Origin of the sequence: Streptococcus sp. 27098_8_12 (genome assembly GCF_041432115.1) — a bacterium.
Lineage (GTDB): Bacteria > Bacillota > Bacilli > Lactobacillales > Streptococcaceae > Streptococcus > Streptococcus parasanguinis_V.
On sequence record NZ_JAPVZA010000005.1, the window covers coordinates 32,931 to 50,563 of the forward strand.

General features: G+C 40.7%; 19 protein-coding genes and 1 pseudogene. 3 read left to right on the forward strand and 17 right to left on the reverse strand.

What is annotated here, in order from left to right; genetic code table 11:
- Positions 1–5: 5 nt before the first annotated feature.
- The 3 genes from pbp2b to O3629_RS02940 form a co-directional block, all read right to left on the reverse strand.
- Positions 6–2,057, reverse strand: coding sequence for a penicillin-binding protein PBP2B (gene pbp2b, locus O3629_RS02930; RefSeq protein ID WP_371608694.1), 2,052 nt, complete (start codon positions 2,055–2,057; stop codon positions 6–8).
- 139 nt (positions 2,058–2,196) lie between these two features.
- The gene (locus tag O3629_RS02935) at positions 2,197–2,829 is read right to left on the reverse strand and encodes a DUF421 domain-containing protein (protein WP_371608695.1); all 633 of its coding nucleotides are present in this window, start codon (positions 2,827–2,829) and stop codon (positions 2,197–2,199) included.
- On the reverse strand, positions 2,826–3,278 hold the full coding sequence (locus tag O3629_RS02940) for a DUF3290 family protein (protein ID WP_070589498.1): 453 nt from the start codon (positions 3,276–3,278) through the stop codon (positions 2,826–2,828). Before O3629_RS02940 ends, O3629_RS02935 begins: the two co-directional genes overlap by 4 nt.
- A 135-nt stretch (positions 3,279–3,413) precedes the next feature.
- Here O3629_RS02940 and O3629_RS02945 point away from each other — a divergent pair, with 135 nt between their 5' ends.
- The 3 genes from O3629_RS02945 (at position 3,414) to O3629_RS02955 (ending at position 5,403) form a co-directional block, all read left to right on the forward strand.
- Positions 3,414–4,241, forward strand: coding sequence for an exodeoxyribonuclease III (locus O3629_RS02945; RefSeq protein WP_049522944.1), 828 nt, complete (start codon positions 3,414–3,416; stop codon positions 4,239–4,241).
- Between the two features lie 11 nt (positions 4,242–4,252).
- The gene (locus tag O3629_RS02950; RefSeq protein WP_004219638.1) at positions 4,253–4,639 is read left to right on the forward strand and encodes a VOC family protein; all 387 of its coding nucleotides are present in this window, start codon (positions 4,253–4,255) and stop codon (positions 4,637–4,639) included.
- Positions 4,640–4,809: 170 nt separating this feature from the next.
- Positions 4,810–5,403 carry a helix-turn-helix domain-containing protein gene (locus O3629_RS02955; RefSeq protein WP_049522943.1) on the forward strand — a complete coding sequence of 198 codons (594 nt, stop codon included), beginning with the start codon at positions 4,810–4,812 and terminating at the stop codon, positions 5,401–5,403.
- 108 nt (positions 5,404–5,511) lie between these two features.
- Here O3629_RS02955 and O3629_RS02960 read toward each other — a convergent pair.
- From O3629_RS02960 to O3629_RS03025, 14 genes and pseudogenes are all read right to left on the reverse strand, one after another.
- Positions 5,512–5,721 (reverse strand): annotated as a pseudogene (locus tag O3629_RS02960) (PaaI family thioesterase); the annotation flags it as partial.
- A 163-nt stretch (positions 5,722–5,884) separates the two neighbouring features.
- Entirely contained in the window at positions 5,885–7,852 is a 1,968-nt protein-coding gene (locus O3629_RS02965) for a peptide ABC transporter substrate-binding protein (protein WP_371608696.1), read from the reverse strand.
- 267 nt (positions 7,853–8,119) lie between these two features.
- The gene (nth, locus tag O3629_RS02970) at positions 8,120–8,743 is read right to left on the reverse strand and encodes an endonuclease III (RefSeq protein WP_371608697.1); all 624 of its coding nucleotides are present in this window, start codon (positions 8,741–8,743) and stop codon (positions 8,120–8,122) included.
- Positions 8,744–8,880: 137 nt separating this feature from the next.
- Positions 8,881–9,573 (reverse strand): 5'-methylthioadenosine/adenosylhomocysteine nucleosidase, encoded by a 693-nt coding sequence (locus tag O3629_RS02975; protein ID WP_070586486.1) that lies wholly within the window; start codon positions 9,571–9,573, stop codon positions 8,881–8,883.
- Positions 9,574–9,597: 24 nt separating this feature from the next.
- A complete protein-coding gene (macP, locus tag O3629_RS02980; protein ID WP_155171489.1) occupies positions 9,598–9,933 on the reverse strand; it encodes a cell wall synthase accessory phosphoprotein MacP in 336 nt (111 codons plus the stop codon).
- Positions 9,934–9,944: 11 nt separating this feature from the next.
- The gene (locus O3629_RS02985; protein WP_155171487.1) at positions 9,945–10,490 is read right to left on the reverse strand and encodes an NUDIX hydrolase; all 546 of its coding nucleotides are present in this window, start codon (positions 10,488–10,490) and stop codon (positions 9,945–9,947) included.
- 9 nt (positions 10,491–10,499) lie between these two features.
- A complete protein-coding gene (gene glmU / locus O3629_RS02990) occupies positions 10,500–11,879 on the reverse strand; it encodes a bifunctional UDP-N-acetylglucosamine diphosphorylase/glucosamine-1-phosphate N-acetyltransferase GlmU (RefSeq protein WP_195422887.1) in 1,380 nt (459 codons plus the stop codon).
- A 103-nt stretch (positions 11,880–11,982) separates the two neighbouring features.
- The gene (locus O3629_RS02995; protein ID WP_195422886.1) at positions 11,983–12,423 is read right to left on the reverse strand and encodes an ASCH domain-containing protein; all 441 of its coding nucleotides are present in this window, start codon (positions 12,421–12,423) and stop codon (positions 11,983–11,985) included.
- The gene (locus O3629_RS03000) at positions 12,365–13,267 is read right to left on the reverse strand and encodes a putative PEP-binding protein (protein ID WP_195422885.1); all 903 of its coding nucleotides are present in this window, start codon (positions 13,265–13,267) and stop codon (positions 12,365–12,367) included. The genes O3629_RS02995 and O3629_RS03000 overlap by 59 nt, the downstream gene beginning before the upstream one ends.
- 41 nt (positions 13,268–13,308) lie before the next feature.
- Positions 13,309–14,037: a GNAT family N-acetyltransferase gene (locus O3629_RS03005; protein ID WP_070589521.1), complete on the reverse strand. Its 729-nt coding sequence runs from the start codon at positions 14,035–14,037 to the stop codon at positions 13,309–13,311.
- 7 nt (positions 14,038–14,044) lie between these two features.
- The gene (locus tag O3629_RS03010; protein WP_070589523.1) at positions 14,045–14,524 is read right to left on the reverse strand and encodes an NUDIX hydrolase; all 480 of its coding nucleotides are present in this window, start codon (positions 14,522–14,524) and stop codon (positions 14,045–14,047) included.
- Between the two features lie 9 nt (positions 14,525–14,533).
- Complete coding sequence (locus O3629_RS03015; RefSeq protein ID WP_070589525.1) at positions 14,534–15,232, reverse strand: 3-oxoacyl-ACP reductase; 699 nt, start codon at positions 15,230–15,232, stop codon at positions 14,534–14,536.
- On the reverse strand, positions 15,225–15,461 hold the full coding sequence (locus tag O3629_RS03020) for a DUF2829 domain-containing protein (RefSeq protein ID WP_070589528.1): 237 nt from the start codon (positions 15,459–15,461) through the stop codon (positions 15,225–15,227). The genes O3629_RS03015 and O3629_RS03020 overlap by 8 nt, the downstream gene beginning before the upstream one ends.
- Positions 15,462–15,983: 522 nt before the next feature.
- Positions 15,984–17,477 carry an ATP-binding protein gene (locus tag O3629_RS03025; protein WP_070589529.1) on the reverse strand — a complete coding sequence of 498 codons (1,494 nt, stop codon included), beginning with the start codon at positions 17,475–17,477 and terminating at the stop codon, positions 15,984–15,986.
- Between the last annotated feature and the right edge of the window lie 156 nt (positions 17,478–17,633).

The following is a 17,633-nucleotide window of genomic DNA, read 5'->3' on the forward strand; positions in this document are numbered from 1 at the left end:
CCTCTCTAATTCATGGGGTGTTTCTGATTGTATAAATTAATAATGTCACGCGTAATGGAATGACTGACCGTCGCTTGTAGATTGGTATTATGTGGAAAAACCACTGCTACTGCAATCTTTGGATTGTTTGACGGTGCATAAGCCACCACATTGGTATTAATGGCTTGTTTGCCTCCATCGACTGTGGTTTCGGCCGTACCGGTCTTGGCACTAATAGAGACACTAGCACCTTGACCGACGGTTTTCCCTGTCGTCAACCCACTCGTACCATTGACAACCTGGTAGAATCCTTGCTTGATCAAAGCCATGTCCTCAGCAGAGATATGGACCTGATTGAGCTCCTTGGTTTCGATCGCTTTTTTCAACTGACCAAGCCCCCCTTGATCATTATTGTCATAGATACCTTCGACGACATGAGGACTCACCCTCTTCCCATCATTTGCAACGGTTGCCGCATACTGGGCCAATTGCATCGGTGTATAGTTGTCAAACTGGCCAAAGGCATTGGTCAAATAATTACCGACTGTGTAGTCTTTTGGAATAAAACCGGTCGATTCATTGGGAAGGTCAATACCTGTCGCCGCTCCAAGTCCATACTCTGCAAAAGTGGAGCGGAGTTTTTTCATGGCAGGTTCGACCTGATCCACTTTTAAGGTCATATTTGGGGTATAAGGTTGCCCCATCATCTTAAGGGCAATTTGGACCATATAGGTATTAGAGGAGTATTCCAAAGCTTCAACTGCATTGATAGAACGACTGCCGTATTGGGTAAACCAAGAGTTAATCGGCGTCGATCCTGCAAAGACAATAGGCTGATCGGTCAGTACCTGATTGCCAGAAATGGCACCATTTTCCCATCCTGAAGTCAAGGTTGCTCCTTTAACGACCGATCCTGGGACGAAAACATTGGTGACTGTCCCCAGAGCATCGGTTGACAAGTCCTGGCTACCAGCCTGGTGCTTAATGCCTGCCATGGCAAGAACTTTCCCTGTATCAGGCTCAAGGGCTACAGCATAGACACCTTCGGAGTAGGTCGCATTTCCAGCTTGCAACTCTGCGCTAAAGGCAGAGCGGAGAATATCTTCCACCCCTTTTTGGAAATCCAAGTCAATCGAGAGCTTGAGGTTTTCCCCCTTAGCTCCTTTTGAAATATCTACCACTTTCTCCATGTTGCCATTTTTATTCAGGAGAATTTCTTTTTCACTGCGTTTTCCTTGAAGGACCTCCTCGTATTCCTTTTCGAGATAAGAGGTTCCGACCCGGTCATTCAGAGCGTAGCCTTTTTTGACATAGTCCTCAACTTCTTCTGCCGGAAGTCCCGCCTGCTCAGTCGAAACCGTTCCGATGATAGAGGCTAAAGGAGTATCCAAAACCTTGCGATCCCAGCTAGTCGTAATCGCAATTCCTGGAAGATCTTGACTGTCTGCAGCAATGGTCGCGATTTGCTCAGCTCCTAGTGCTTGTGTCGTAATGATTCCGGTGGCAAAATTCTCCACAGCATTCATCTGACTATAGAGATAGATAATCTTTTTCTCATCTTCTGTGTAACCAAGTTTAGAGGGATCGACACTCTCTACAGCTGCTTGATAAATCTTAGCTTCTGGTAGACGGTTGCCATCTGTATCAAATTTCTTTTTCTCGGGTAAGTGACCTACAACCTCTTGGTAGACTTTGGTATTGGCTAGATAGTAATCCACTTCTTGCCGTTCGGTTACTTGAGGATTTTCTACATCCACATACTGCAAGAGTTTACCTGCGGTCTCTCGCATTTCTTGGGCCGTCATTTTGCGATCGCGCGTAAAGGTCAAGACTTGTTTGCCAACATTTTCCACCAAGGGCTTACCAGTGGCATCATAGATTTGCCCTCGCACACTCCCTTGTTTGACCGTCTTTTTCGTAGCCTTTGCCAACTTATCTGTATAGTAGGCTTGGTGAGTGATCTGCATATAGCCAAGCCTGGCAATGAGAGCCAAAAAAAGAAGGCAAATCAAACTAAACAGCAGGTACATTCTGCGTGTAATCGAATGATTTTCAAACTTCCGTATTTTTTTCTTCATGAAATAGTTTATCCTTCTTTTCTAATGAACACTTACACTCCATTTTACTATTTTTCCAAGAGTATCTCAAGAAAAGGAAGGGTCCTTTTCTCTTTTTTGCAAGGAAAAAAGATTGGACATGCTCGCCCAATCTTTTTTTCTAATAAGTCACAACATTGATTTTTCCTTTGTCATACTCAGCAATGAAAATATCCAAAACGTTGTCATAGCCTTTTTTTTCCAATTCAGCTAGCAACCACTCTTCACTTTTCCCAATTGTTTCCAAAATTTCAAGCTGAACCACACCATCCGTAATGATTGGGTATTTAGGATTTTCATCCCCCGCACGGACAACGATCATTTGACCGTTTTGTTCAATTACAGCTCGTTTCACTCCCTTTAATTGGAAAATTCCTTGTGAACGCAATTTCAAGGCAACGTCTGAAGCAGAAAGTCCCTTGGATCGACAAGCTTCCGGATCAAGCTTCCCATTTTTGATAATGACAGTTGGTTTGCCATCGATCAAGTGCTTCATAAAACGGACATTGGTATTGAGCCATTTTAAGAGTAAGATCAAAATAGTCCACATCAAGAGAATCACAATGTATTGAAGAATGGTAATGGAGCTATTGTAGATGACCCCACCAATAATTCCCCCAAGAACAAAGTTCTGTATCTGGTCTACTGCAGAACTTGGTGCTAAGTTTCCTTTCCCGGTCACATTGATTACAAATACCAAGGAAATCAAGCCGATAGCTAATTTAATCAAAATGGCTAAAAAATCTACTGTCATTTGTTCACCTCCACAAGTTCCACGTCTGTTTTATACAGATCCATCTTTTCTAATAGGTAGCTATCTGGGTCAGAGCCTGCGATAGCTCGGTAATAAACCTCTCCAACCTTCAGGATCGCCCCATCTGTGGCTGCTGAAGTATTGACATAGACATCTTCTTTTTTGACATCCAACTCCTTTGAGATGACCTCAATAAAATGGAGTGAGAGTTGGAACTGATCATTATTACTTTGGCTATTTTGGAAATTGCTGATACTGATCAAGACCACTGCCACCAGAGTTAAAATGGAGATAATAGATAATTCGCGGAATTTGCTATCGTGCTTCTCCCGATAGGCTTTCACCGCAAAAAAACCAGTCAGAAGAACAAGCAAGCCAGATATCCCAATGGTCACCCAGTTTTGCTGACTGATCTGACTCAATACATAGTCATAAGAGTAAAATTTCATAATGAACTCCCTTTCTCCAAATGAATTCAAGCTATTATAATGTATTTCAGGGGAGAATTCAAGGCATTCTAATCAGAAAAAAATATATTTTTTGTTATAATAAAATTATCTATCATGTCAAGAAAAGGAAATACAATGAAACTCATTTCATGGAATATCGACTCGCTTAATGCTGCATTAACTAGTGATTCAGCACGCGCCAAACTCTCTCAAGAAGTCCTCCAAACCTTGGTTTCTGAGGATGCAGATATCATTGCCATTCAAGAAACCAAGTTATCCGCCAAAGGTCCTACTAAAAAACACCTCGAAATCCTTGAGGAGCTCTTCCCTGGCTACGAAAACACCTGGCGCTCTTCTCAAGAACCGGCTCGTAAAGGCTACGCTGGAACCATGTTCCTCTATAAAAAAGAGCTCACACCAGTTGTGACTTTCCCAGAAATCGGAGCTCCTTCGACCATGGACTTGGAAGGTCGGATCATTACTTTGGAATTTGATGAATTTTTCGTGACTCAGGTCTACACACCTAACGCTGGTGATGGACTCAAACGTTTGGAAGAACGTCAAATTTGGGACGTTAAGTATGCTGAATATTTGGCTGAATTAGACAAAGAAAAAACCGTCCTTGCAACTGGGGACTACAACGTTGCCCACAAGGAAATTGACCTTGCCAACCCAGCCAGCAACCGCCGTTCACCAGGATTCACAGACGAAGAACGTGAAGGATTTACAAATCTTTTGGCCAAAGGATTTACAGATACCTTTCGTCACCTACATGGTGATGTTCCTGAGCGCTATACTTGGTGGGCACAACGAAGTAAAACCTCAAAAATCAACAATACGGGCTGGAGAATCGACTATTGGTTAACCTCAAACCGCATTGCTGACAAGGTCACTAAATCAGATATGATTGACTCAGGCGCTCGTCAAGATCATACACCAATTGTATTAGAAATTGATTTGTAAGGATGGTCTTTATGAATTTCAATGCAGTGATTCCTGAGTTTATTGTATCGAATTTAGAGCAGTCCCGTTCCTTCTACTGTGATTTACTGGGTTTTACCATCGAATACGGGCGACCAGAAGAGAACTTCCTCTTTCTTTCTCTTGAAGAGTGCCAGCTAATGATAGAGGAGGGGAGTAAGGAGGAACTAGCTGAACTGACCTACCCCTTTGGTCGTGGAGTTAATATCTCCTTCGGCATAAAAGATGTCCCTAGACTCTATCAAAAAGTAATCGAGTCTAACTATCCTATTCATCGTCCTTTGACCAAAAGAAAATTTCGTGTTGGTGAACAATATATCTATCCCCATGAATTTGCAGTTCTAGATCCAGATGGCTATTTTTTAAGATTTAGTGAATAAGAAAAAGGAGGTTGTTGGCCTCTTTTTCAGTAAGTAAATATAAATTGACAGACCTGTAAATCCAGTGACAGAAACCTTTGCTAAAGCCCATGAAATCAGCATGTCAAAGAACTTTGATAGCCATTTTTTGTATAATTAGGTAGAATGAAATCAGAAAGCGAGGAAATCTTATGCAAGTCGGAAAGCAGATCCAGCACTATCGTAAAGAGAAAAATTTATCTCAAGATGATTTGGCTGAAATCATCTTTGTCAGCCGTCAATCCATTTCCAACTGGGAACGCGGAGCAACCTACCCTGATATTCAAAACCTGCTTTTACTGAGCAAGGTCTTTGAAGTGTCATTGGACAAACTAGTCAAAGGAGATTTAGAAACCATGAAACAAATTATTCACGACCAAGAATTTATGAGCTATCAAAAAGATGGAGTGGTTTTTACCATTTTACTAATTGGAAGTCCTATAATAATGATTCCTCTAATACTTTATCTGGAATGGTTCGGTATCGCTATTAGTTGCTTGATTTATGCTATCACAATGTTCTACGCCCTACGCATTGAGAAATTTAAGAAACAGCATAATCTTCGTACCTTTCGCCAGATTGTCGCCTATGATCAAGGACGCAGCCTGAGCGAGATTGAAGAAGCCGAGGAAAGGGGCAAGGCTCCTTACCAAAATATTATCCTTCCTGTTCTATTTAGCCTTGGAATTGGCGCTATTGCTCTGTTGTTTTCTTGGCTCTTACTTACTTTCTTCCCTATCAAATAAAAGCGAAGTCATCAGACCTCGCTTTTCAAATGTCTTTAAAGTTATAGAGTTGCGGATAGTGATCACACTCGGGATTTTTGGGATGTAACTATCTACTCATTCTTTCTTTTATATCCTCACCTGTCTATCTTCAGATCGTTGGCCTGTGACAAACATGGTGAAGGTTGCCTTGCAGACATTTCGGCCATCTTGGTTGGTGATATCTACATCGACGACACAGGTTGTACGACCTTGATGGACACATTCCCCCCTGATGGTTAGGACATCCCCTAGATTTCCAGCTTTCAAATAGTTGATAGAAGACTGGAGCGTCCCACCTCCGCACAGTTGAGTAGGGCTGTAAAAGCTGATGAAATCAGCGTAGTAGAGACCACTCAACCACTGCGTCTTGCTCGACAATCCAGAAACAATTGAGAGGCTAGGACTTTTGTCCCAGCCTCGACTTTTTTTATCCTCATTGATAGACCAATGATTGATTTTTTTATTTTTTCTTCTCAATGTGATCTTTGAGATCTTCTTGAGCTTTTTTATTGGATTCTGCTTTTTTCTTCAACCATTCTTCTTTGGCCTTGTTAAAGTCTTTTGTTGTGACAACATCTTTAGACATTTCAAGGTATTTGTAGAATGTTCCTGTTCCTTTAGTACCTACCCATGAAGCAGCACGGCTGTATGGCACGGTCCGTTGAAGCATTGGAGCACCACCATTTGAGACAGTTGGAAGCGTAATCGAGCTATCTGTCAACCAAGCTTGCGCTGCTGCATATTTTTCATAGCGTTTTCCTTGATCCAACAATTCAGCATCGGCGTCTTTCAACATGTTAGCGTATTGATCCAAACCAACTGTTGCAATGGCTGGATTGTTTGAACCTGCATCAATACCAAGATAGTAGAAGACAGAACCATTTACTGGGCTGATACTTTCAAGATAAGTCGATGGGTCTTGGTAGTCAGGAGCCCAACCACCGCCTGAGATATCGTAATCTCTCGCAGCCGCTGTATCGCTGAAGTAGGTGATATTTTGGAAATCATCATCCGATACCTTTTGAAGGTCCACAACGACATTGTCTGCACCAAGCGCTGACTCTACAGATTGTTTGAAGGAGCTAGCTTGTTGGACCATGCTGTTGTCCACTTGGCTAACAATGTAGTCCAAATGAATTGGGAATTGAACGCCTTGTTTTTGCAATTCAGCTTTGGCTTTCGCAAAGGAAGCTTTGGCTTTTTCTGGGCTGTAAAGGCTCGTTTGACCATCGTCCAGGCTCACACCCTTCCATTGGTCTCCGTAGGTAACCAATTGTTTTTCAACGACTTTACCAAAGTCTTCTCCATTGACTTGGACATAAGTTGGTGGCACCAAGGTACTACGAAGCGTATTTTCAGCCGCATCAGCCCCTGAAACTTGTGCCGCATAAGATTTGCGGTCAAAACCAAAGTTCACCGCTTGACGGAAGTCCTTGTTCAGGATTGCTTTCTTGGTAGAAGCTTTTTGTTCATCCGTAGTTTTGGCAGTGTGGTCATACTTTTGACGGTCCAAGTTGAATCCAAGATAGTAGGATGTTCCCAATTGCAAACCGTAGACAATGTTGTCGCCAAAGTTTTTCTTAACACTCTTATAAGTCGAGCTGTTTGGCATAACAGATGCAAAGGAATATTGACCTTTTTCAAAGTTTTTAATGATAGAATCTGGGTTTGATCCATCGTTAAAGGTCAATTTGACATTGTCGATATGAACATTTTTCGCATCGTAATAGTCTTTGTTCTTGACCAATTCAATTTCAGATTTTGAAGTCAAAGATTTCAAGTAGAATGGACCATTGTATAAGATGCTGCTAGGTTTCAAAGAACCAAAATCTTTTCCTTGAGATTTCAAGAAATCCGCATTGACTGGGAAAAGAACACCTGAAGTTGTTTTGGAGTTCCAGAAGCTTTCTGGACGGACCAAGGTATATTGGATGGTGTGATCATCTAAAGCTTTCACTCCAACTGTGTTAAAGTCTTTGGTTTCCCCTTTTACGTAGGCATCCAAACCTTTGATCGAATTTTGAATCAAGAAGAGACCTTCTGATTTAGACTCAACCGCGTGTTTAATCCCTGTAATAAAGTCTTGAGCCGTTACAGCACCATATTCTTCTCCTTCACTCGTATACCATTTGGCATCCTTACGAAGTTTGTAAGTATAGGTCAATCCATCTTCAGAGACAGTCCAATCTTCTGCTAGACTTGGCACAAAGTTTCCGTATCGGTCGTTTTCAAGAAGACCATCTACAAGGTTACTTGTGACATCTGAAGTTGTTGTACGAGTTGCAGCGATGTAATCCAAGGTATTTGGATCTGCTGAATAGACGAATGAGTAAGTTGCTTGATTGCTACTACCACCGCCACACGCTGCTAAGAAAAAGGCACCTGCAACAGAAACTCCTGCAAGAGCTAACAGTTTTTTTGCTTTCATCACTATCTCCTTATGTTAGATTTTCTACCATTATACACTATTTCTTAAAAAAAACCAAATTTATTTTAAAAAAGTTCGTTTTTTCTGAATGAATATAATAAGATATAAAGAAAAAGCATCTTGAAATCGACCTCAAAGAAGCCGGATATGGGAGTCTAGGCACCTACCACCAGATCCAACAAAGATATCACCTTTCAATCCTTTTAATAAATATACGTTTCATTACAAAAAAAGAACCTCTGCTCTTTCGAGCAGAGGAACTGATTCCTAATCAAAATGATAGAGTTGTGGATACTGGTCACATTCAGGATTTTTAGGATGGCAGATGGCCCGTCCAAAATAAATCATGGCTTGATGGGCCGCTAGCCATTCGCTCTTTGGCAGAACATCCATGACCCGCTTTTCAACTTCCAATGGCGTCGCTGATTTCTTGACGATATCATGGTGCTTGCAGATCCGCTCCACATGGGTATCGACAGCAAAAGCTGGAATCCCAAATCCTACACTCATAACCACATTAGCTGTCTTGCGTCCTACTCCTGCTAGACTTTCTAACTCTTCACGAGTCTGAGGCACTTGACCATCAAAATTGTCTAGCAATTGCTGGGCACATTTTTTGAGAAATTTGGCCTTATTTCGATAGAGGCCTAATTTAGAAATATGCTTGGCGATATCAGCTTCACTGGCTGCTGCCATGGCTTGTGGGGTTGGAAAAGCCGCAAACAAACCTGGTGTCGCTTTGTTAACAGCCGCGTCTGTCGTCTGAGCTGAGAGCATGACTGCCACTAGTAATTCAAAATGGTTGCGAAAATCCAAACTTGGCTGAGCATCCGGAAAGAGGGCAATAATTTCTTCAATCACATGACGGGCCCGTTTTTTTGATAAGACCATAACTTCTCCTTTGCATTACTAGACTTTATTATAGCATGAAAGCACCCTATTTCTGAAAGAATCAGCTTCAAAAAAAGAAGAGGGACAAAACGAATTGTAAAAAATTCATCCAATCCCACTTCTATCTATTTTTTGTTTTACACCAATCTCTTTAAGAAGGTAATCAGGGTTTGAGCAGAGCGCTCACCAGCCTCTACGATAAATTCATCAAAAGAAATATTGGCTGCGTGATCTGCCGTATCACTCATCGCTCGGATGACCATGAAGGGACGTCCAGCTGCATGAGCGGCTTGGGCAATAGCTGCCCCTTCCATCTCAACTGCTAATACTTCTGGGAAATGCTCCCGAATTGTTGCGACTTTTTCTTCACTCGCGATAAAGCTATCTCCTGTTGTAATCAAGCCCACATGTGTGGTTGCAGCTTCTTCTTCCAGAACTTTTTTCATCTCTGAAACAAAATAGCGACTGGATTCAAAGTAGAGCGGTTGACCTGCCATTTGACCATACTTGTAGCCAAAGGCTGTCACATCCACATCATGATAGGCCAGTTTGTCGGCAAGGACAATATCCCCAACAGCCATTCCCGGTGCGACTGCTCCTGCAGATCCGGTATTGATAATAGCTTCCACTTTGAAATCATTGGCTAGAACCGCTACACTCATGGCAGACATGACTTTCCCGATGCCACTTTCAACCAAAACGACTTCATGGCGACCAATCGATCCTGTATAGTAGACTTTTCCAAGACGCAGATGCTTTTCCCCATTTTCAAGGGCTTCAACCAAGATCTTCAACTCCTGGGGCATGGCTGCGATAATTCCAATTTTCATATCCATTCTCTCCTTGTGACGACCTTACAGACGCCAAATAGCAATGATCAAAACAATGAGGAGCACAATGATCCAGAACAAAATCTTATTGAGTTTGGATTGGACCACACTTTGTTTGCGCTCTTCAATGCGACGACTCTTGGTCACAGTGGGCTCCACTTGGATCTGCAAGGTATCCTGTGAATAGCTCTCCTGCGGGCGCTCCATACGGCTTTCTCTCATAGGACGTTCGTAGCCAAATCCCCTGTGGTCTGTCCGAATAATCTTCGTCTCTTCAGCATCGACCATTTTAGGACTCGAAATGTCCTCACCTCGCCTCGCTCGTTCAATCATTTCATCGGTTAATAAAGGTTTTCCCATCGGATCCTCCTCTATTTATTGATTAAGTCCCAGTATTGGATCGCCATGATGGTCTTGGCATCACAGATTTCGCCAGCTTGGATCAAGTCTTTGGCTTCCTTCAAGGTTACTTCTAATAACTCTAAGGTCTCATCCGCATCTTGTGGACGTGGATTTTCCACCTTTTTCAAGTTGGTTGCAAGATAGAGTTTAATCCGCTCATTACAAAATCCAATGGCAGAATAAAAATCATACAATAACTCTAGATCCGCTGTGTAACCAATTTCTTCTTCCAATTCACGCAGAGCAGCTGCTTGAGGATCCGCATTTTCACCCTTTTCCAACTTCCCTGCAGGGATCTCTACTGAAGTCCTCTCGATCGCCTTGCGGTACTGCTTGACCAAAATAGTCTTGCCCTCACCTGTGATCGGTAAAACAGCTACTGCTCCATTATGAAAAATTAAATCACGCTGCGCTTGACCTTTTCCGTCAGGTAGTTCTACTTGATCAGTCACCACTTGGAAAATCGGTCCCTGATAAATTTCCTTGCGCTCAATGGTTTTTTCTTCAAATTGCATGAGATTCTCCTATTTATTTTTAGGATGGTGTGGCAAGCGAAGAGCATACTCTTCTTTATTCACTTGACGGCCACGACCGATCGCAATCGCATCTGCTGGCACATCTTTGGTAATGGTGGATCCAGCCCCGACTAGGGAATTATCTCCGAGCTCGACGGGTGCAATGATGGTCGAATTTGAACCAACAAAGACATTGTTGCCAATTGTTGTTTTAAACTTGTGTTGGCCATCGTAATTCACCGTGATAGTTCCAGCACCAAAGTTGACGTTGCTACCAACTTGGCAGTTGCCAATGTAAGTCAAATGACCTGCTTTGGTATTTTCTCCGATAGACGAACCTTTGACTTCGACGAAGTTTCCGATATGGACATCTTTGGCCAAGCTAGATCCTGGACGAATGTGGGCGTAAGGTCCCACTGTCACACCATCGGCTACCGTGCTCTCTTCAATCATAGAGTTAGTAATAACGGCACCTGCACCAATTTCACTGTCCACAATATAGGTTCCATTAGTTAAGACGGTTTCAGCCCCAATTTTTGTGTGCCCTTTTAGGGTAACATTGGCTTCGATTTGCACTTCTGGTGCGATCTCAACATCGACATCGATATAGGCTGCATCTGGATTGACAAAGCTCACTCCATTGACCATGTGGGCTTGGTTAATGCGACGACGCATGATGCCTTCTGCTGTCGCAAGGGCAACGCGGTCGTTAACCCCGAGACTTTCATCAAAATCTTTGAGCGTATAGGCTCCAACTTTCTCTCCTGCTTCTCGGAAGATCCCAATCACATCTGTGATATAGTATTCACCTTGGGCATTGTTGGTATTGATATTCTTCAAAGCTTCAAAGAGGCGGGCATTGTCAAAGACATAAGTCCCTGTATTGATTTCTTTGATTTGTTTTTCAAAATCTGTCGCATCTTTTTGCTCGACGATGCGAAGCACTTCCGCATTGTCATTACGGACAATCCGACCATAGCCAAATGGATTAGCTGCTTCGGCTGTCAAAATCGTTGCCACATTCTTGTGGTTGATATGGAAGTCGATCAAGTGTTTGAGACTGTCACCCGTAATCAAAGGAGTATCTCCTGCAATGACGAGGGTATGCCCTTCAAGACCTTTCAAGACTGGCTCTGCCATCATGACCGCATGACCAGTTCCCAATTGTTCGGTTTGTTTGACAAACTCTGTTTGTCCCGCTAAGACTTGCTCTACCAATTCCGCCTTGTGGCCCACAACTGTTACAGTCTTTTCTGGTGAGATGGCTCCAACACTACGGAAGACATGCTCCAACATAGAGATCCCTGCAACCTTATGGAGAACCTTGGGCAGATCTGATTTCATACGGGTACCTTTCCCCGCTGCTAAAATAATGGCATAATTTGGCATAACATTTCTCTTTTCTGTACAATATCGTACTTATTATACCATTTTTCACCCCTTTTGGAAAATCAGACCAGATCAAAAAACTCTCCGAAAAGGAGAGCGTGTTCTATAATGGATAAACTCTGCGAAATTCTTCTAAAACCACCTTGCTGTCAGGTGTAAAAACCAGACCTGCTTCTCCAAAGCAGTCTTTGAAAAAGTCCTCATGAACCTGACGCCAATAGGCTAAAGATTTGTCTCCCTCACCTTCCTTAAAGGCATGGTCGGCTGACACTTGATGGAAGGGCTGAACAGAAACCTTGGTAATTTCGACAATGCAGATAGCTTGGTTTTGACTGTCTAAGATAACATCAAAGGTTCCTTCTTGGGGAAGGGGTTCGTCCTCTAGTGCATAGAGGTCATAAGCTGAAGCTGTTGCTGTTTTTTCGCCTGTAAACACCAGTTCCGCTAAAAGGTCTGGATCCACTCCAAACGCCCAGGCATCTATCTCATCTCCAATCGAGGGGTTGATTTGTTTGTATGAATTCCACATTTCTTGAGGTGTCATGAGTTCTCCTTTGTAATTTTTTACTTTCTTCTTTTATATGTTTAAGATGGTCTGGATGGTCAATTTCTAAATCAAAAATCTCTGGAATAGAGCTGTAATGGAGAATACATTCGATACCCATCTGATTCATTTTTTGTATGAAAGAAGTATTAAGATAGCCTGCTACAGCAAAATCAATCTTGTTCTTCTTTGCTTTATCCTGCATCTGTCTCAACATATCTAACATAATTGGACTTTCCATATCATGCCATTGACTGTTTCTCACAGTCGCAAAAATAAAAGAAGTTAAATCATTCATTCCAACTACAATCTTTGAAATGCCCGTTTCCAGTATCCTGTCCAAGTCGAAATAAGCTGATGGTAATTCAATCATCGTGCCGACTTTCCCGGTAAAACCATACTGACGCAATACTGTAATAGCTTGTTTTAATTGTTCGGCATCATTGACAAAAGGAAAAATAACAGACAGATTGGGATTGGTTTGAAAAACTTCCGTAACAACATTAGTCTCAGCCTGAAATTCATCTGGACACGCCAACAAACGCCTGATACCTCTGTATCCAAATAAGGGGTGGCGTTCGTCAAAATACTCTTTAGTCCCGTCTAGACTATTTGCTTCTGCATTTGTTAACTCTGAAAAGCGATACCAGACTTCTTCATCTGAGTACAAATGACAAATAGTGTCTAGATAATCTTTCACAAATTGCTGACAATTTGGTAATAGTATGTTTTGGTTTAGTTCTCTCAACAAGTATTCCCCACGAATCAAGCCGACGTGGTGCAATAAATGGGGATAAACTTTCTCAACAATTTTTTCGCCACTAAGAGCTAGTTGATTTTGCATGTTCATTCACCTCGTCTTAAAAGATACAATATCAGATATCATTATATGACACTTTCCTCTAGTTCAAAAGCTTCATAAGGTTCAACTAACTCATATCCTAAAAATTCTGCTACTTTTTTGGAAGCCTCGTTATGAGCATCCCAAAGTGGAAACATATCTCTATTTAAACTCTCTAGAATCATTGCAGCACCAAGCTTTTTGGCAAATCCATTTCCTTGTTCGTTTGGTCTAGTTGCAACTTCCACTTCAACTGCTTCACGGTAAACTAACCCTGAGGAAATCCCAGCAATCACTTCATTATTTTTAAGAATCACAAAGCCAAATCCACCTTTTAAAGCAAAATCCTGGTAGGACTCAAAATCCCCCTGTAAATCTTGTGACCATTCTTCCTCAGAAAGGCAGTTATAAATACGATTATCAATAGGTACAATATTGTAACCTTTCTCTAACTGACTAACTAGATCATTTAGAAATTCAACTTGAAAATTTGCCTTATCTTTAAAAGAATAGCGAGCAAAAGAAATTAGCTCCAGTTTCTGATGCAGAAAATCTTGCCACTTAGTGTCTTCTGAAATAATAATCTTATAATCTAAACCATATTGCCTAACAAAATCTTCCCAAAATCTAGAATTTAGCTCCCCTGCTAAGTATAGAAAATTCCCAATATCATAAAAACTTGTTGTCCCATCACTGTTTCGGTATACAGTTCCAATTTGAGATTTAAGACCATAGAGAACCATATTTTTCTTCCATGTTTTAAATAGTTCCATTATCCCTCTATTTTACCTTCCAATTCCTATAACTTATCCGTTCTAATTCTGGAAATCCTCGTAACTCTGCCTTCACTTTTAATACTAAAGGCGAGGCATTTTCTTCGGTAATTTCTTCCAAATTCAGCCAAATAACATTTGCTGAATCATTACTTCCATCAAGAACTTCATGAGGAAGGGATTTTTGAGAGCTCTCGAAATCGAGCACTACATCATAAAAGGCCATGGTATGATGTACAGCGAAGTCTTGCCCCTCTTCTTGAACCAGCACGTCATAAATCCTAGGATTTAAGTAACGGCTAAGCGTATAACCCGTCTCTTCCAGAACTTCTCTCTTAAGGGTTTCTGTCAACCCCTCACCGAGTTCCTGACTACCACCCGGTAGATCAAAACGATGTTGATAGGGGCCTCTTGTTTTTTCAATACAGAGAAGTTTCCCATTCTCATAGCAAATGCCGTAGACACCAAAGTGTTTTTTGATTTCCATCAATTCCTCCTACTTCAAACTCCAACCACCATCAATGGTCAAGATTTGTCCCTGCATGGCAGATACCTTCCCACTGGCCAAAAAGAAACTGACTTCTGCCACTTCTTCTGGCTCAATCCAGCGTTTGATAGGTGTTTCACTGGCTACCCAGTCTGCTAAGCCACCGGGTTCAAAGTCCGCAGCAGTCATGCCAGTCTTGACAGCACCTGGAGCGATCCCAAAGACTTGAATGCCAGATTCTGCATAATCCAGGGCCAACTGCTTGGTAAAGCCCGCTAGAGCATGCTTGGAGGAAGTATAAGCGTGACCGCCTCCACCAGCTAGAATAGATGCAATGGAGCACATATTGATGATGATACCTCGCTTCTTCTCCAACATTTGAGTCAGATAATGCCGTGTCAGCTCCACCGGAGTCACATAGTTAATCTCAAAAATCTCCTGAATCTCCTGAGCGCTTTGCTCCAGAAGCGGTTTATAATCGTCCAATACTCCAGCTGTATTGCACAAGACATCTACCTCAGGACACCAGTCAAAAATCGGCGTCAAATCCAAGGTTAAGTCTAGCTGTAAGAAGTGAAACTCACCTGGCAACTGGGGATCAGCTCCCTGATCCACCCCATAGACCTGGTAGCCCTTTTCTAAAAACAAACGAGCTTGCGCCAGACCAATCCCGGAGCTCACGCCTGTAATCAAGACCCGTTTAGTCATGGACTTCCACCCAATCTGTCGCTAGAACATCACAGGGAGTTGGACTCCACATGGAAAAGCCTTCGCCTTCACCAGACACGTTAATGAGGAAATAAGGTGTCACTTCCAGAGCCACTCCATTTTGCTCGATGGTATCAAACAATTGGACATAGTTTTCTCCTCCACCCCATCCTGTTCGTACATATTTTTTCTTGGCCTTTAATCCTGGTAAAATCTCTTCAAATGTCATGGTGTTCTCCTTTGATGTAATTTAATATTGATATGATGAACTTTATGAACTCGTAAAACATATTCATTGTATTTTGTTCACCTTTTTGTGAACCTAAAGAGCATTCATGGCTCTTTTATAATAAGAACTAAATGTTATACAATTGTGATTTCGTTATATTTTAAGGTCTATGGTTTTACAGTTAATTTAAATGTATCTAGCCATAAATCAGCTGGTTCCTAATAATGTTATATCTACACTAACTCAGTAATGTAACTGAATTTATATTTAAATTTTTTTGCTAGGTTTTATCATTTAATTTTGTTCTTTTCTAGTTTGGGCAGTTATACTAGTTTTCACCTTTTTCCAGTTATCTAATCTATTTCTAAATACATACTAGCACAATATACTGTACTGCCATCTTTTTTTACTTCTGAAATTTTTATATTCCTTTCAAAAAACATCATTAGGTAAACTATTATTAAAAAGGTTTTAAATTGTGGTTCAAATCATGTTTGAACTTGTGAAATCCCTTATTAGCGTTTATTTTGAGGAAATTGGAGTAGAGTTATTATTGTAACTAATGCCCCAGTATGGAATATACTGCATATTCTTTTTTCCAGCGTTTTCGTCATAAATTTTTATTTTGTCATTTTCTAACGCAAGAGCAATGAGTTTAGAAGCGATAGATGATTGTTTATTTGTCAATCCGAATCTTTTTCTTAGTGTACTATTTGTCATAAAATTATCTTCTATGTAGAGTAATGCAGAATGATAATAAATAGCATTTATTTTTTCTCTATTCCCCATTTCTTGGATTGTTCGTCGTTGATGTAAAGTAACAACAGTATAATTATCCTTAGCAGCTATATCCGGAGCAGGTAAGTGATTTAATTCCAACGTTAAGATAATCTTATCTATACCGCTACCACGAGACTCTACTAAATGCATCTTTCGAAATAGTTCAGCTAAAGCTTCATTTCGAGAGTAAGGAGGCATATCAAGCAATCTTTCAGGACGATTAAGAGGAGATCCAGGATTTGTGAATACTACTCTATTATCAAATATTTCAATTGTTGGTGAGCTACCTTTTACAGAAAAATCCTGATGTACTATTTGGTTTGCAACTATTTCACGTATAACCAGAGGAGGATAATCTGTATCAGAAGTGATTTGTCCATTATCTTTTAACGTTTCAGGATTACGAGGTAAATGACCATTGATAAATTTTAGTAAACCTTCAAAACCAACGGCAGCTCCTTTACTAGCTGTATTATCAGCTACTGCACTTAGTTTATTATTACCGGCATATCTAATTACTCGTAAAGCATGAGCAGATAAATTTTCAAAATTTTTAAGATTTTTTGCGAATGTAAATGCTCCCATATTGGTTAGATTGAAAGTTTTTCCAGAAGATTCTATCACACCATCTTCTATCATATGAAAAATTATCTCTTCATCGTTTGAATCTTCAAAGTATCCCATCATTTTCAAATAGGAATTAACATCAATCAATTCTTTAATTTCTTCAAATGTACATGCGGTTTTTGCATACTCTCTTTCAAATGATCGCGATTCAAAGGATTTCCACAGTTCTCTTTCCTTTTCAGGATAATCCTTTAAGTTTTTTAATGAAGATCCACTTCTAATGTATCGACTACCGCTAAAAGCAACAGGTCTACCAGCATTCATGTGGATGACTAAAACGACAACATGTTTTTGTTCGATATCATATTCTTCAAAACGAATTGTGATACGAGGATCAAGCATCCTTTCTAACCAAGTAATAAACGGCTCACCCTGTGCATGTTTTTCAGTTTTTGGATAGAATTTTGTACCAATAATTTCTTTTGAAACATCATTAACCCCCCAAATTAAGTATGAGAATTGCTGACCTAACATTGCTGCTGAGTTAGCTAAAGCTGATATATATTTGCCTATACGATCATGATCTTTATTATTAACTTTGTATTCAATAATTTCATCTTCATTTTTATTCAATAATTCTAATAACTTTTTTAAATCTTTATCTTCCATAATTTTTATTTTCCAAGTAAATTCTAAATAGGTTAAAAACGTCGTAAAATCAGCGTTTTTTTATTTTCCAAGTAAATTCCACGTACTCCAATGTCAAGAATTAATTAGTTCAAAGTCTATATAAAAATAGTTTCAAAAAAACTATATCACATATTG

Bases quoted from the DNA above. Each gene is read 5' to 3' on its own strand.
- O3629_RS03020 (WP_070589528.1), bottom strand. From the start codon at position 15,461: ATGACATTTGAAGAGATTTTACCAGGATTAAAGGCCAAGAAAAAATAT.
- O3629_RS02955 (WP_049522943.1), top strand. From the start codon at position 4,810: ATGCAAGTCGGAAAGCAGATCCAGCACTATCGTAAAGAGAAAAATTTA.
- O3629_RS02995 (WP_195422886.1), bottom strand. From the start codon at position 12,423: ATGACACCTCAAGAAATGTGGAATTCATACAAACAAATCAACCCCTCG.
- pbp2b (WP_371608694.1), bottom strand. From the start codon at position 2,057: ATGAAGAAAAAAATACGGAAGTTTGAAAATCATTCGATTACACGCAGA.
- O3629_RS03010 (WP_070589523.1), bottom strand. From the start codon at position 14,524: ATGGAAATCAAAAAACACTTTGGTGTCTACGGCATTTGCTATGAGAAT.
- O3629_RS03005 (WP_070589521.1), bottom strand. From the start codon at position 14,037: ATGGAACTATTTAAAACATGGAAGAAAAATATGGTTCTCTATGGTCTT.
- O3629_RS02940 (WP_070589498.1), bottom strand. From the start codon at position 3,278: ATGAAATTTTACTCTTATGACTATGTATTGAGTCAGATCAGTCAGCAA.
- O3629_RS03025 (WP_070589529.1), bottom strand. From the start codon at position 17,477: ATGGAAGATAAAGATTTAAAAAAGTTATTAGAATTATTGAATAAAAAT.
- O3629_RS02950 (WP_004219638.1), top strand. From the start codon at position 4,253: ATGAATTTCAATGCAGTGATTCCTGAGTTTATTGTATCGAATTTAGAG.
- nth (WP_371608697.1), bottom strand. From the start codon at position 8,743: ATGGTCTTATCAAAAAAACGGGCCCGTCATGTGATTGAAGAAATTATT.
- O3629_RS03000 (WP_195422885.1), bottom strand. From the start codon at position 13,267: ATGCAAAATCAACTAGCTCTTAGTGGCGAAAAAATTGTTGAGAAAGTT.
- O3629_RS03015 (WP_070589525.1), bottom strand. From the start codon at position 15,232: ATGACTAAACGGGTCTTGATTACAGGCGTGAGCTCCGGGATTGGTCTG.
- O3629_RS02975 (WP_070586486.1), bottom strand. From the start codon at position 9,573: ATGAAAATTGGAATTATCGCAGCCATGCCCCAGGAGTTGAAGATCTTG.
- O3629_RS02935 (WP_371608695.1), bottom strand. From the start codon at position 2,829: ATGACAGTAGATTTTTTAGCCATTTTGATTAAATTAGCTATCGGCTTG.
- O3629_RS02985 (WP_155171487.1), bottom strand. From the start codon at position 10,490: ATGCAATTTGAAGAAAAAACCATTGAGCGCAAGGAAATTTATCAGGGA.
- O3629_RS02945 (WP_049522944.1), top strand. From the start codon at position 3,414: ATGAAACTCATTTCATGGAATATCGACTCGCTTAATGCTGCATTAACT.
- O3629_RS02965 (WP_371608696.1), bottom strand. From the start codon at position 7,852: ATGAAAGCAAAAAAACTGTTAGCTCTTGCAGGAGTTTCTGTTGCAGGT.
- glmU (WP_195422887.1), bottom strand. From the start codon at position 11,879: ATGCCAAATTATGCCATTATTTTAGCAGCGGGGAAAGGTACCCGTATG.
- macP (WP_155171489.1), bottom strand. From the start codon at position 9,933: ATGGGAAAACCTTTATTAACCGATGAAATGATTGAACGAGCGAGGCGA.